14 protein-coding genes and 1 pseudogene are annotated in these 12599 nt (G+C 65.1%); 7 read left to right on the top strand and 8 right to left on the bottom strand.

Translation table 11 applies throughout. The features are described 5' to 3' along the window. Positions 1 to 14: 14 nt before the first annotated feature. Positions 15 to 584 (bottom strand): annotated as a pseudogene (locus tag EWE75_RS26225) (DNA -binding domain-containing protein); the annotation flags it as partial. Between the two features lie 50 nt (positions 585 to 634). Between EWE75_RS26225 and EWE75_RS05790 the strand changes: the two are divergent. From EWE75_RS05790 to EWE75_RS05800, 3 genes are read left to right on the top strand one after another with little or no spacing between them, the layout of a single operon-like run. Beyond that, complete coding sequence (locus EWE75_RS05790) at positions 635 to 883, top strand: helix-turn-helix transcriptional regulator (RefSeq protein WP_427915772.1); 249 nt, start codon at positions 635 to 637, stop codon at positions 881 to 883. 56 nt (positions 884 to 939) lie between these two features. After that, complete coding sequence (locus tag EWE75_RS05795; protein WP_130155714.1) at positions 940 to 1554, top strand: acyl-homoserine-lactone synthase; 615 nt, start codon at positions 940 to 942, stop codon at positions 1552 to 1554. A 17-nt stretch (positions 1555 to 1571) separates the two neighbouring features. Continuing rightward, entirely contained in the window at positions 1572 to 1973 is a 402-nt protein-coding gene (locus EWE75_RS05800; protein ID WP_130155715.1) for a hypothetical protein, read from the top strand. A 256-nt stretch (positions 1974 to 2229) separates the two neighbouring features. Here the strand turns inward: EWE75_RS05800 and EWE75_RS05805 are convergent, their stop codons facing one another. The 6 genes from EWE75_RS05805 to EWE75_RS05830 are packed head-to-tail and all read right to left on the bottom strand — an operon-like array spanning position 2230 to position 7118. Continuing rightward, positions 2230 to 3009: a sulfite exporter TauE/SafE family protein gene (locus EWE75_RS05805; protein ID WP_130155716.1), complete on the bottom strand. Its 780-nt coding sequence runs from the start codon at positions 3007 to 3009 to the stop codon at positions 2230 to 2232. Positions 3010 to 3016: 7 nt separating this feature from the next. Beyond that, a complete protein-coding gene (locus EWE75_RS05810) occupies positions 3017 to 3934 on the bottom strand; it encodes an MBL fold metallo-hydrolase (RefSeq protein WP_130155717.1) in 918 nt (305 codons plus the stop codon). A 22-nt stretch (positions 3935 to 3956) separates the two neighbouring features. After that, positions 3957 to 4325 carry a carboxymuconolactone decarboxylase family protein gene (locus EWE75_RS05815; protein ID WP_130155718.1) on the bottom strand — a complete coding sequence of 123 codons (369 nt, stop codon included), beginning with the start codon at positions 4323 to 4325 and terminating at the stop codon, positions 3957 to 3959. Positions 4326 to 4342: 17 nt separating this feature from the next. After that, positions 4343 to 5557, bottom strand: coding sequence for a TolC family protein (locus tag EWE75_RS05820; protein ID WP_231708236.1), 1215 nt, complete (start codon positions 5555 to 5557; stop codon positions 4343 to 4345). Positions 5558 to 5610: 53 nt separating this feature from the next. Further along, entirely contained in the window at positions 5611 to 5814 is a 204-nt protein-coding gene (locus tag EWE75_RS05825; protein ID WP_033965221.1) for a YgaP family membrane protein, read from the bottom strand. A 23-nt stretch (positions 5815 to 5837) separates the two neighbouring features. Continuing rightward, the gene (locus EWE75_RS05830) at positions 5838 to 7118 is read right to left on the bottom strand and encodes an NAD(P)/FAD-dependent oxidoreductase (RefSeq protein WP_130155720.1); all 1281 of its coding nucleotides are present in this window, start codon (positions 7116 to 7118) and stop codon (positions 5838 to 5840) included. Between the two features lie 98 nt (positions 7119 to 7216). Here EWE75_RS05830 and EWE75_RS05835 point away from each other — a divergent pair, with 98 nt between their 5' ends. The 4 genes from EWE75_RS05835 to EWE75_RS05850 are packed head-to-tail and all read left to right on the top strand — an operon-like array spanning position 7217 to position 12193. Beyond that, positions 7217 to 7555 carry a rhodanese-like domain-containing protein gene (locus EWE75_RS05835; RefSeq protein WP_033965246.1) on the top strand — a complete coding sequence of 113 codons (339 nt, stop codon included), beginning with the start codon at positions 7217 to 7219 and terminating at the stop codon, positions 7553 to 7555. Between the two features lie 27 nt (positions 7556 to 7582). Further along, positions 7583 to 8608: an efflux RND transporter periplasmic adaptor subunit gene (locus EWE75_RS05840; protein ID WP_130155721.1), complete on the top strand. Its 1026-nt coding sequence runs from the start codon at positions 7583 to 7585 to the stop codon at positions 8606 to 8608. Further along, positions 8605 to 11838 carry an efflux RND transporter permease subunit gene (locus EWE75_RS05845; RefSeq protein WP_130155722.1) on the top strand — a complete coding sequence of 1078 codons (3234 nt, stop codon included), beginning with the start codon at positions 8605 to 8607 and terminating at the stop codon, positions 11836 to 11838. Before EWE75_RS05840 ends, EWE75_RS05845 begins: the two co-directional genes overlap by 4 nt. Positions 11839 to 11851: 13 nt before the next feature. Continuing rightward, positions 11852 to 12193: an ArsR/SmtB family transcription factor gene (locus tag EWE75_RS05850; RefSeq protein ID WP_130155723.1), complete on the top strand. Its 342-nt coding sequence runs from the start codon at positions 11852 to 11854 to the stop codon at positions 12191 to 12193. Between the two features lie 23 nt (positions 12194 to 12216). Here the strand turns inward: EWE75_RS05850 and EWE75_RS05855 are convergent, their stop codons facing one another. Next, a complete protein-coding gene (locus tag EWE75_RS05855) occupies positions 12217 to 12597 on the bottom strand; it encodes an ArsR/SmtB family transcription factor (protein WP_130155724.1) in 381 nt (126 codons plus the stop codon). Positions 12598 to 12599 lie beyond the last annotated feature (2 nt).

Below are 12599 nucleotides of genomic sequence, written 5' to 3' on the forward strand. Positions count from 1 at the left end.
TTCCAATCTTGCGCAATCCGTTCCTCGCCGAACAGCGCGGCTCCAATCTCGCGCTGGCTGGCGCCATCCTTGAGCGCATCATGGACGCGGAGCATATCGATAAGGCGCGCGATCTGGGGATCGGGCGGAAACAACGAGCGCGCGAGCCGTCGCCTGCGACACAGGTCGAGAAATCGGCGCAGCGGTAGCAATCTTCGCTCCGAAGAGACGATGCCCTGCAATCTGAAGTGCAGTAGGACGGCTTGCTGTCCCGACAGACGGCCTTCCTCGACGTCGAACCGGATGTGATGCCAGCCATCGGAAAGGACGGCACGTTCGCGTTCCTGCCCGTCGATCGCGATGGCGAGCCAGGGCGCGATGAGGTCAACATCCAGGCTGTCAGGATCCGCCCGATCCGCGGGGATGGCGGCGACGGCAATCGTTGCCGGATCGAGATCGGCATGCCAGATGATCCGGGCCTCGGGCGCAGCGCGGCTCGGCGCGGATTCTCGGCGAGAGTGAAGCCCCCATGCAAGCGGTTCGGGACGGACGCCACGGGTGACGCTACTGGCCCGCACATGCCAGGCAATACGGTCCCGGCGCATGTGCCCGGCGAGGCGCGCGGCGGCTCTGGGCAATGCGCGGAGGCCTCCAGATGCCGCTGCGGCCGGTCCTCACCGACCGCCAGCGCGACTGCGTGCTCTGGGTCGCGCGGGGCAAGAGCGACTGGGAAATCAGCCAAATCCTGGGGGTCGGCGAGGAGACGGTTGCCCGCCATATCAAGCAGGCTTGCGAGCGCTACGGTGTGAACAAGCGGACATATCTGGTGATCCTGACGCTCTTCGACGGAACGCTGACCTTCGCCGATATCTTTCGCCGCCGATATTACCCTTTTCCGGGATAGCGGCGTGCCCCGTAGCGGAGTGACCCTTGGCCGATCATGGTCAGGGAGCCACTCACATGCTGTATGTTGTTCAATCCGCAGCGCGCCCGGTTTCGGACGCGGTCCTGCGGTCGATGTTCGCGGCCCGCAAGTCGGTCTTCGTCGATCTGCTAAAGTGGGACGTACCGGTCCTTGATGGCCGCTATGAGATCGACCAGTTCGACGATGTCCACGCAACCTATCTGATCCTCGCCGACCCCGACGGCACCCATCTCGGATCGGCCCGGCTCCTGCCGACGACACGGCCGCATATCCTCGACAGCCTCTATGCAGAACTGTGCGACGAGGCGCCGCCGCAGGCCGCCGACATCTTCGAGATCACGCGCTTCTGCCTCGATCGCGGGCTGAGCGCGCGCGAGCGCCGCCAGGTGCGCGACATGCTGGTAACCGCGCTGGTCGATCATGCGCTGGCGGCGGGCATCACCGCGTACAGCGCTATCGCCGAGATGGGCTGGTTCCAGCAGATCCTCGCCTTTGGCTGGCGCTGCATGCCGCTCGGGCTGCCGCGCATCATCGACGGCACGATGCTGGCGGCGCTCCGCACCGAAATCACCCCGGAAACGCCGAGCCTGCTCGAGTCCGGCCGTGCCACGGCTGCCGCGCTGCGCGTCGACCGACGCGTCGCGGCCTGACGCGGGGGAGACGGATCATGAGCGACACGATCGACGTTTCCGGCGAGATCGCGCGCCACACCGCAGACCTGATGGCCCAAGGCTATTGCATCCTCCCCAACGCGCTGCCGCCAGCCACGATTGGCGCGCTCGGCGATGACCTCGCCGGCGATTTTGACCGCACACCGTTCGGCCAGGGCGGCTTCTACGGCACGACGACGAAGCGGTTCGGTCGCCTTCCGGTCGCCGCACGCGGCGGCGCTGGTCCAACATCGTTTGATTCTCGCTATCGTCGAGGCGGTGCTGTCCCCCTGGTGCGACCGCATCCAGCTCAACACCACCCTGGCGATCGCCGTGCATCCCGGCGCAGCTTCCCCACCGCGACCAGAAGCGAGGTTCTCATGCCTCGGCGCCGCCCTCGCGGCGCGGGGCCAGACTAACACCCTGATTCCGAGAAGCAATACCAACGGTCTTGGCGTCGCATTACCAGAATCGGAGTGCAGCCGGCATCAGCATTGAATATCGCAAGGCGAGCGTTCGTCCGTCACCCACCGCAACCCGTTGTGTCCAATCATCTCAGCCACCAACCGCAGACGGCCGGGTACTCCCAGGCGACGTAAATGGTTTTCGCCCGTTCTCGCGACGATCGGCGCGCAGGAGCGGGCGGGTTTCTCGACGATCCTCCTGACGCAGATGTCACATTGCGGCCCAGCTTTTCCAGAGCATGTAGAGGGCGACGCAGAAGATCAGCACCGCGAAGACACTGTTGAGAAGACCCTTGCGGGCGGACAACTGCTTGGATGCGGCTGCCCCAATGACACCGCCGATGATACCGCCGCCGATGAAGGTCGCGGCCAGGCCCCAATCAATCAGCCCGGAAAAGGCGTAGTTGAGCGCCGTCGTCAGGCCAAAGGCTGTCACTGCGACGAGTGAGGAGCCAACCGCATTGATCATCGGCATGCCGGTGGAGGCCATGAGGCCAGGCACGATCAGGAAGCCGCCGCCAATGCCGAAGAAGCCCGAGAACAGTCCCGTCGCGCTGCCATAGGCAATGACCTTGGGGGCATTTTCGCGCCGGCACTGAACGTCGGGATTTCCCAAATTGCCGCGATTGCGCAGCATCAGCGCGCCGACCACCAGCATGAGCAGCGCGAACAGAAAGAGCAGGTGCTGCCCGTCGAACGCCTTGCCCAGCGTCGAACCGCCATAGGCACCAAGCACACCGGCAAACGCATACATGCCTGCGCAGCGCCATTTGATCGTGCCCTGCCGGGCATGGGGAATGAGGTTGGCGCCGGCATTGGCAGCGACCGCAAGTGCACTGGTGCCGATCGCGACATGCGGCGAAGCCACGCCCACGAGATAGACCATGAGGGGCACCGCCAGAATCGAGCCTCCGCCCCCGACCAGACCAAGCGTGAAACCGACGACGGAGCCCGAAGCGGCGCCCAGCAGATATTGGACAGACTCAAGCATGCGCGCGTTAGAGACTGTTCAAGGGAAGTTTGAGATAGCGCGTACCGTTGTCCTCCGGCTCGGGAAGGTTACCGCCGCGCATGTTGACCTGGATCGAAGGCAGGATCAGCCGCGGCATACCAAGCGTGGCGTCGCGCGCTTCACGCATCGCGACGAACGCCTTCTCGGTGACGCCTGAATGGACGTGGACATTGCCCTGTCGCTCCGCCGCCACCGTCGTCTCCCACATGAAATGCTCACGCCCCGGCGCCTTGTAATCATGGCAAAGGAACAGCCGGGTCCGGTCCGGGAGCCCCAGCAGCCGGTGGATCGATCGGAACAATGCCTGGGCGTCGCCGCCCGGGAAGTCCGCGCGGGCAGTGCCATAATCGGGCATGAACAGCGTATCGCCGACGAACGCGACGTCACCGATGACATAGGCCATATCGGCGGGCGTGTGCCCGGGGACATGGAGCGCGATTCCCTCGCGCGATCCAAGCCGGAAGCGTTCGCCATCGAGTAGCAGGCGATCAAATTGCGATCCGTCCCGCGCGAAGTCCGGCCCCTCGTTGAAGATCGCGCCGAACGTCGATTGCACCGTCAGGATATCGCGTCCGATCGCGAGCGTGCCGCCCAGGCGCTGCTGCAGATAGGGCGCCGCCGAGAGATGGTCAGCATGGACATGGGTCTCGAGCAGCCATTCGATCTCTAAACCCTCGGCTTCGACATAGGCAATGATCTGATCAGCGGATTCGTGCGAGGTTCGCCCCGACGCGGGGTCGAAGTCGAGCACGCTGTCGATGATCGCGGCCTTGCGGGTTGCCGGATCGCTGACGACGTGGGTCGCGGTAAAGGTCGCCTCGTCAAAGACGCTGTGCACGGCAACGTCGCCGGCGGCAGCACCCTCGACAATGCGGACGGCCTGTTCGAGCGGCAAGTCGGTCATGTCGTGCTCCACCGCCACGACCTCATGCACTCCCCGGCTCGGTGCCGGCCTGGGCCGCAAACTGGTCGAAGGCCTCAACCGCCTGGGCAGCATACATCAGGCTTGGTCCGGCACCCATGTAGAGCGCCATGCCCATCACCTCCATGATCTCCTCGCGCGTCGCGCCCCGCTTGACCGCCGCCTGGCTGTGAAAGGCGACACAGCCATCGCACCGGATCGCCACAGAGATGGCAAGCGCGATCAGTTCCTTGGTTTTGCTATCGAGCGTTCCCGCCTCGGTCGCAGCTCTGGCCATCGCCGAGAAGGCCTTTGTGACCTCTGGGCTGCCAAGGCGGACTTCCTTGATCGCGCCGGTTAGTTGCGCGGCCATTTCCGGCCAATCCTTATTCATAGCGGCGATCCTTTGATTCAGTAGCGACCCAGCAGGCTGAGCAGCCGGTAGGCGGCGACGATACGATCGGTACCCGCGCGCGCCGCGCCAGCCTCGGCGGCTATGGATTCGCGTTCGGCGTCGAGCAGGTCGAGCTGCGGCTTCATGCCGACCCGAACCTCTTGGGTAATGCTGTCGAGCGCCTGCGCAGCGGCGGCGGCCTGTTCAGTTGCCGCCTGTTCGACCAACTGCGCCGTACGAACATCCTGAAAGGCGGAGATGACCTGTTCCTCGACCTGCATCCGCATGGCCCTTGCCCGTGCGTCGGCTGCCCGGAAACTACTATCCGTCTCGGCGACCTTGCCCGACACCCGGCCGCCGCTGAACAGCTCCCAGCGCGCGCGGATGCCGACGGTCGCGCTGTCCGCGCGATAGTCGGGAAAGAATTGATCGCGCACCGTGGCGCCTTCCACAAAGGCACCAACCGTTGGCAGGCGCTCCGCGCGCGCACCGCGTGCCGCGGCCTGAGCCGCGCGTAGGCTGGCTTCGGACTGCGCCAGCGCGGGATTGTTGCGGGTTGCCGCATCCATCGCCTCGTCGAGCGTGGCGGGAAGGACGGGATTGGACGGAAGCGGCTGAAGATCTACCGGTTCAAGGCCGGTCAGGTTACGGAAATGCGCTGCAGAGGAAACCTGCATGCCTTCGACGCGGGCAAGCCCGGCGCGCGCCTCGGCAAGACGGGCACTCGCCTGGGAGACGTCGGTGCTGGGGCTCTCGCCCGCACGAAACTTGAGCCGCGCCTGGCGCTCGATCTCGGTCGTTTGGATAACAAGGCGGCCATAGAGATCGACCATGTGCGCGGCCGTCAGCACGTCGCCATAGGCTTGGGTCACCGCCATCACGAGCTGGCTGCGCATGCCGACCTGCCCCGCCTCGGCGCCGACGATACCGGCGCGGGCCTGATCGACCCCAGCGCTGACTCTGCCCCCGGTGAATAGGGGCTGCTCGACCGTTATTTGCGCGGCGCGCGGGGTCACGTTCGCTGCGCCAAGTCCGAAGAAGCCGCGCGGATCGAGGCGGCCATAGCCGATCGTGCCGCTAAGCGTCGCGGTCGGCAGCCGGCCCGCTTTCGCCTGCTCGAGCCGTGCTTTGGCGGCATCCGCATCTGCGTCGGCCGCAGCAATTTCCGGCGCATGCGCGATCGCTGCCGCCAGGGCCTCGTCAAGCGTGGTGGCTTGCGCCGCGCCGCTCACCGCCAGCGGGGCGGCAAGCCACAGCAGCATGTGCGCAAGGCGGCGCTTGGCCGTCATTTGAAGGCGACGCCTGGTCGGAAGCCGAGCGCCTTGAAGACGATCGCCGCCGGACAAAAGCCGGTAAATCCGGTCTGAATCGCGTTGAGCCCGGCGAAGATCGTCAGGCCGATCCAATAGGGATGGACGGTCAGCGACAGCGTCACGCCAAGCAGGACAACGCAGCCGAGGAAGATGAAAACAGCGCGGTCGATCGTCATGGCAATTCTCCTGTTATGCGGTTTCAAAAACGAAGCTTCTTGATGCCCATGACGTGGAGCGCGAGCTTCTCGTAGAAGGGCTCGCTCTCACCCTTGCGCACTTTGTTGAGGAAATATTTCTCGAAGCCGACCTTCGCGAGATGGACCCATTTGCCGCTCGCCGCCCAATTCACGTTGCGCGGTGGGATCTGCGGTTGCGCGACGAAGGCCACGCCGCCATCGCCAAAGTCGGCGAGGCACACCGCATTCCAGGTCGCCTCGGCGGTGGGCTCCTTGCCGTCGAGGATCGCGTCCAGATTAGCCGCGATCGCGGTCACCATGCTCTCGATCATGAAGCCGGTCTTGGGAACGCCGACCGGCACGGGCGTCGGCCCGGTTGGCGGGATCGCGACGCAGACGCCGAGCGCGAAGATTTCCGGGAAGGCCGGATTGCGCTGGTGCTTGTCGATCAGGATGAAGCCGCGCGGGTTGGTGAGGCCCGGAATATCGCGCACGGCCGCCACGCCGCGGAAAGCCGGCAGCATCATGGAGAATGCGAACGGCAGATCGTGCGTCTTGGCGACTGCGCCCCCTTCCGCGATCTCCTCGACATGCATCATGCCCGCTTCAACCTTCGCGACGCGCGCGTTGGTGACCCATTTGATGTGGCGCTCGCGCAAGGTGCTTTCGAGCAGGCCCTTGGTGTCGCCGACGCCGTCGAGCCCGAGATGGCCGATATAGGGTTCGGCGGTGACGAAGGTCATCGGCACCTTGTCGCGGATCTTGCGCCGGCGAAGTTCGGTGTCGAGGATCAGCGCAAACTCGTAAGCCGGGCCATAGCAGGACGCGCCCTGCACCGCGCCGACGACGATAGGGCCTGGGTTTTCGACGAACCGATCGAATGCGTCCGCCGCAGCCGAGGCGTGCGCGGTCTGGCAGATCGAAACGGTGTGCCCGCCATGCGGCCCCAATCCCTCGATTTCGTCGAACGCTAAATCAGGGCCGGTAGCAATTACGAGATAATCGTAATTGATGTTGCTGCCGTCATTGAGTTCAAGGCGTTTCTCGGTGGCGTGCAATCGCTTCGCCCCCACCGCCGTGAAGCCAATCTTCCTCCTGGCGAAGATCGGCGGCAGATGCACCTGGATCGCCTCGGGTTCACGCCAGCGAACAGCCACCCACGGGTTCGAAGGGATGAACGAATAGGTTTCCGTGTCCGCCACCATCATGACTTCGGCGCGGCCCTTGGCGGCGGCCTGGATTTCATAGGCGGCGATGGTGCCGCCCAAGCCGGCGCCCAGCACCACGATCTTCGGTTTGTTCATGATATCGGTTCCTCGCCTCAATATCGCGCTTGACTGAATATAACGATTACACGATATATGCAATATACAAATTGATGATCCAATCAGGAGGCTCGGGCATGTTCGGATTCGGCAAGACCAAGGCGCACCGCGAAATCGATGCGCAGACCCTCAAGGCGATGCTGGCCGACGGTTCGGCGCTCCTCGTCGACGTGCGCGAACCCGACGAGTTTGCCGCCGAGCATATCAAGGGCGCAGTAAACGCCCCTCTCTCGACCTTCGCACTGCGTAATGTTCCGGATGCAGCGGGCAAGACGATCGTGCTCCAATGCGCTGGCGGCAAGCGCTCGGGCCTTGCGCTCGACCGCTGCGCCAGTGCGCAGTCGAGCATCGACACGCATCTCGCTGGCGGCATCGGCGCCTGGAAGGCCGCCGGCCTGCCGGTCGAACGCGGCTAGGGCCGTGCAACAGGGGAGCCGTCGGCAATGACAAAATGGGCATGGATGGTCGCTGGAGCGGCTCTAACGCTAACGGCTTGCGGCGGCAGCGCGCCGAACGAAGAAAAGACTGCAGCCTTACCCGCCGGCGAGCGGCTGACCGTCGGACGTGCCCAAACCACGGACATGAAGGCGGTCGGCGCCGAAATCACGACGCGCGATCAGGCGCAGGCGCTGGCCCGCATTCCCGGCACGTTGGCCAGTCTCTCCGTTCGCGCTGGCGACATGGTGACCAAGGGCCAGCGCATCGGCTCGATCGTCGATTCGCGCCTTGGCTACGAAACCAGTGCGGCAGGCGCGCAGGTTGCCGCCGCGCAAGCCGAAGCAGCCCGCGCACGAGGCGACCTTGCGCGTGTCCAGGATCTCTACAATCACAATGTCTACGCCAAGGCCCGCCTCGATCAGTCGGTCGCGATGTCGCGCGCCGCCGATGCCCAGGTGGCAGCCGCCCGCGCGCAGCAGAATGCGAGCGCCAGCGTCGCCGGGCAGGGCGCGGTCCTCGCACCCGCCTCGGGCCGCGTCCTGCGTGCAGATATTCCCGCTGGCTCGGTCGTGGCGCCGGGCATGTCGATCGCGACGGTTACGGCAGGGCCGCCTGTTCTCCGCATCGATCTGCCGGAGTCGCTGGCAAACGCCGTGCGTGTCGGCACGCGGGTCATAGTTGCTCAAGGGGATTTGCCGGAAGGGTCGCGCCAGGGACAGGTGGCACAGGTCTATCCTGCCATCGCCGGAGGCCGGGTGCAGGTCGACGCGACCGTGCCTGGCCTTTCCAGCGAATTGGTTGGACGGCGGGTTGGCGTGACGATCGAAGTCGGCCAGCGCCGGGCCATGGTGGTACCGCGCCGCTTCATCTCGACCCGCTACGGCATCGACTATGTCGATGTCGTCACCCCCGACCGACGCATCAGCGCGGTGGCGGTCCAGACCGCGCCAACGGGCGATCCGGGCAACCTCGAAATCCTGGGGGGCGTCACTGCGGGCGATATCCTCTTCTCTCCCGGACGCGGTAAGTGAATCTCGGCCTATCGGGGCGCCTCACCCGCGCGACCATCACCTCGCCGCTGACGCCTTTGTTCCTGCTGGCCGCGATCGCGATCGGCCTTCTGGCCCTGTTCACGATTCCCCGCGAGGAAGAGCCGCAGATCAGCGTACCGATGGTCGACATCCAAGTGATGGCGCCAGGCCTTTCCGCGCCGGACGCCGTCCAGCTTGTCGGCATCCCGCTCGAGACGATCGTGAAAAGTGTCGATGGCGTCGAGCATGTCTATACCCAGGCCGAAGACGATGGCGTGATGGTGACCGCACGGTTCCTCGTGGGATCGAACCCAGAGGACGCCGCGACGCGGATCGACGAGAAGCTGCGCGCCAATTGGGACCGCATTCCGGTGGGTATCCCGGATCCCAAGGTCACGGTGCGCGGGATCAACGATGTCCCCGCCATCGTCCTGACGCTGTCGCCCAAGCCCGGCGCGGCCGGGCGATATGACGACCAGGCGCTCTATGCGCTTGCCACCCGGTTGCGGACCGAGATCGCCAAGGTCGACAATGTCGGGCTTACCTTCCTGACCGGCGGGCGCCCCGAAGAGATCCGTATCGCGCCCGATCCCGGCAAGCTCAGCCAATATGGCGTACCGCTCGGCAGCGTGATCGATGCGGCCGCACAGGCCAATCGCAGCTTCCCCGCCGGGAGCGTTCGCGACGGCGGGCAAGCCGTCGCGGTCACCGCTGGCCAGACGCTGTCTTCGGCGCAGGACGTCGGCATGCTCACCGTCCGGTCAGTCGCCGGGGCCCCGGTCTATCTGCGCGATGTCGCCACGGTCACCCAGGGGCCCCGCGAGGATCAGGCCCGCGCGTGGCGCTGGGCACGCAACGACGGGCGTTGGTCGAACGCGCCGGCGGTCAGTCTCGCGATCGCCAAGCGGTCGGGCGCCAATGCGGTCGTCGTCTCCGAGGCGGTGCTCGCACGCCTCGAAAGCCTCAAGGGCAGCCTCATTCCCGACGGTATCGATGTCGCGGTCACGCGCAATTACGGCGCAAGCGCGAATGAAAAGGCCAATGAGCTTCTCTACCACCTCGCGCTCGCGACGATCTCGATCGTTATCCTGATCGGTTTCGCGATCGGCTGGCGTGAGGCCGGCGTCACCGCCGTGGTGATCCCGACGACGATCCTGCTGACGATGTTCGCCTCGAACCTGATGGGCTACACGATCAACCGGGTCAGCCTGTTCGCGCTGATCTTCTCGATCGGCATCCTCGTCGACGACGCGATCGTGATGATCGAGAATATCGCTCGCCATTGGGCGATGCCCGATGATCGCACCCGTACCGAGGCCGCGATCGAAGCGGTCGCCGAGGTCGGCAACCCGACCGTGATCGCTACGCTGACCGTGGTGGCAGCGCTGCTGCCGATGCTGTTCGTCTCGGGCCTCATGGGACCGTATATGGCGCCGATCCCGGTCAATGCGTCGGCCGCGATGGTCTTTTCCTTCTTCGTCGCGGTGGTGATCGCGCCGTGGCTGATGATCCGCTTCGCGCGCAAGACGCTGGCAGCCGATGGCGCGGATGGCGATCACGGGAACGGGCATGATGCGAGCGGCGGCAAGCTCGGCCGCCTCTATGCGCGGGTCGCGCACCGGATCATCGATAACCGGAAGTCAGCGCGCAATTTCCTGATCGCGGTTGGCATTGCCACGCTGGTCGCCTGCTCGATGTTCTATTTCAAGGCGGTAACGGTCAAGCTGCTGCCCTTCGACAACAAGTCCGAAGTCCAGGTCGTAGTCGATATGCCGGAGGGCACCAGCCTCGAAGGCACGGGCCGCGTCCTCGAAGATGTCACCCGACTGACCCGCGAGTTGCCCGAGGCAACCGCGATGGAAGCCTATCTCGGCACGTCCGCGCCGTTCAATTTCAACGGGCTCGTGCGCCACTATTTCCTGCGCAGCCGCCCGGAGATGGGCGATGTCATGGTGACGCTGCTACCCAAGGGCGACCGGGACCGCTCGAGCCACCAGATAGCCCTCGACCTGCGCCAGAAGCTCAAGACGCTGAAGCTCCCTGACGGTGCCTCGGTCAAAGTCGTCGAAACGCCGCCGGGACCGCCCGTGCTCGCCACCCTGCTTGCCGAGATCTACGGTCCTGATGCGCAGAGCCGGCGTGCCACCGCGACCGAGCTGGAAAAGATCTTCAAGTCGATTCCCTACATCGTCGATGTCGACAACAGCTTCGGGCAGCCCCGTCCCAAGCTCCGCCTGATCCCTCAGCGGGACCGGATCGACTATTACGGACTGTCGAGCCGCGACATCAACGATTCGATCGGCGCGCTGCTGGGCAGCAAGACGGTCGGGTACGCTCCGCGCGGGGATGAACGCACGCCGCTGCCGATCACCATCGCCCTCCCGCAATCCGCGCGAAGCTGGACGCAGACGCTTGCCAGTACGCCGGTGGCGGTCTCGCAAGGCGCTACCGGCCAAAAGCTGGTCGAACTCGGCGCCGTCGTCGATGCCCAGCAGGAGCAGAGCAGCCCGGCCATCTTCCGGCGCGACGGTCATTTTGCCGATATGGTGACCGCCGAGCTTGCCGGCGATTATGAGGCGCCGATCTACGGCATGCTGGCGGTCGATCGCGCGATAGATAGCTATGACTGGGCCGCCAAGGGCCTGCAGAAGCCGGCAATCCGCCTGGCCGGCCAGCCCACCGACGAAAAGACGACGAGCCTGCTGTGGGACGGCGAGTGGGAGATCACCTGGGTCACCTTCCGCGACATGGGGGCTGCGTTCATGATCGCGCTGCTTGCCATCTACATCCTGGTCGTCGCCCAATTCCGCAGCTTCCGGCTGCCGCTCGTCATCCTGACGCCGGTACCGCTGACGCTGGTCGGCATCGTGATCGGCCATATGCTGTTCCGCGCGCCGTTTACTGCCACCTCGATGATCGGCTTCATCGCGCTGGCCGGCATCATCGTGCGCAACTCGATTCTGCTGGTCGATTTCATCCGGCACACGGCAACGCCCGACAAGCCGCTGCGCGATGTGTTGATCGAGGCGGGGACGATCCGGTTCAAGCCGATCGTCCTGACCGCCGCCGCCGCGATGATCGGCGCTGCCGTGATCCTCACCGACCCGATATTCCAGGGCCTCGCCATTTCGCTCCTCTTCGGTCTCGCCTCCTCGACCTTGCTGACCGTGCTGGTTATCCCGGCCATCTATGTGGTCCTGCGGGACGACGGGAGACCGGCAAGCAAATGACGATGACGGGCCAATGATGACGGACGAGGCGGTGGTAATGCTTTGTGAGCGTGCCACCGAGGTTGCTGCGTTCCTTAAAGTCGTCGCTAACGAGCAGCGCTTGCTCCTGCTCTGCCGCCTGCGCGAAGGCGAGGCATCGGTCGGCGAGTTGGTCGGCTTGTGCGGCCTGTCGCAGTCGAGCGTGTCGCAGCATCTCGCCCGCATGCGCGAGGGCGGCCTGGTCCAGACCAGGCGCGAGAACACCACGATCTTCTATCGCATCGCCGATATCAGAGTGCAGGCCTTGATGGCTTTCCTGTGTGATCAGTTCGGCGAGCAAGTCACCGGCGTGCCCGCTGCAGAGCGCGCACCGTAACCAACAACCGGCCGCCGGGGGAACTAAAGGATCTTGGCGAACATGGCAGCCGATCCCCGTGCCGGCGACGCCGCCTTTCGGTCAGCCCGAGCTGCCATTTCGACAGGTGCAGTCCTTGCAAGCGCGGCGAGAAAGGCCGCCGCCGCGATGAACGCATCCGACGCCACACTGTAATAGACCTGCTTTGCGGCGCGCCGGGTCTGAACCAATTCAGCCTTGCGCAGCACGCCGAGCTGCTGCGACAGCCCCGGTTGGCCGACGCCGGTCAAAGCCTCGATTTCGCCGACCGACGTCTCGCCTTGCGCGAGCAGGGTGGCGATCAGCCGGAGGCGGGTATCATGGCCCAAGGTGCGCATCACTTCGGCGAGCGCTTCGAGATCCGGGGCGGGCAAAGTGTCAGCCATCG

Source organism: Sphingomonas populi, from assembly GCF_004208535.1.
In the GTDB taxonomy this organism is placed as follows: domain Bacteria; phylum Pseudomonadota; class Alphaproteobacteria; order Sphingomonadales; family Sphingomonadaceae; genus Sphingomonas; species Sphingomonas populi.

Bases quoted from the DNA above. Each gene is read 5' to 3' on its own strand.
- EWE75_RS05790 (WP_427915772.1), top strand. From the start codon at position 635: ATGCCGCTGCGGCCGGTCCTCACCGACCGCCAGCGCGACTGCGTGCTC.
- EWE75_RS05795 (WP_130155714.1), top strand. From the start codon at position 940: ATGCTGTATGTTGTTCAATCCGCAGCGCGCCCGGTTTCGGACGCGGTC.
- EWE75_RS05800 (WP_130155715.1), top strand. From the start codon at position 1,572: ATGAGCGACACGATCGACGTTTCCGGCGAGATCGCGCGCCACACCGCA.
- EWE75_RS05805 (WP_130155716.1), bottom strand. From the start codon at position 3,009: ATGCTTGAGTCTGTCCAATATCTGCTGGGCGCCGCTTCGGGCTCCGTC.
- EWE75_RS05810 (WP_130155717.1), bottom strand. From the start codon at position 3,934: ATGACCGACTTGCCGCTCGAACAGGCCGTCCGCATTGTCGAGGGTGCT.
- EWE75_RS05815 (WP_130155718.1), bottom strand. From the start codon at position 4,325: ATGAATAAGGATTGGCCGGAAATGGCCGCGCAACTAACCGGCGCGATC.
- EWE75_RS05825 (WP_033965221.1), bottom strand. From the start codon at position 5,814: ATGACGATCGACCGCGCTGTTTTCATCTTCCTCGGCTGCGTTGTCCTG.
- EWE75_RS05830 (WP_130155720.1), bottom strand. From the start codon at position 7,118: ATGAACAAACCGAAGATCGTGGTGCTGGGCGCCGGCTTGGGCGGCACC.
- EWE75_RS05835 (WP_033965246.1), top strand. From the start codon at position 7,217: ATGTTCGGATTCGGCAAGACCAAGGCGCACCGCGAAATCGATGCGCAG.
- EWE75_RS05840 (WP_130155721.1), top strand. From the start codon at position 7,583: ATGACAAAATGGGCATGGATGGTCGCTGGAGCGGCTCTAACGCTAACG.
- EWE75_RS05850 (WP_130155723.1), top strand. From the start codon at position 11,852: ATGATGACGGACGAGGCGGTGGTAATGCTTTGTGAGCGTGCCACCGAG.
- EWE75_RS05855 (WP_130155724.1), bottom strand. From the start codon at position 12,597: ATGGCTGACACTTTGCCCGCCCCGGATCTCGAAGCGCTCGCCGAAGTG.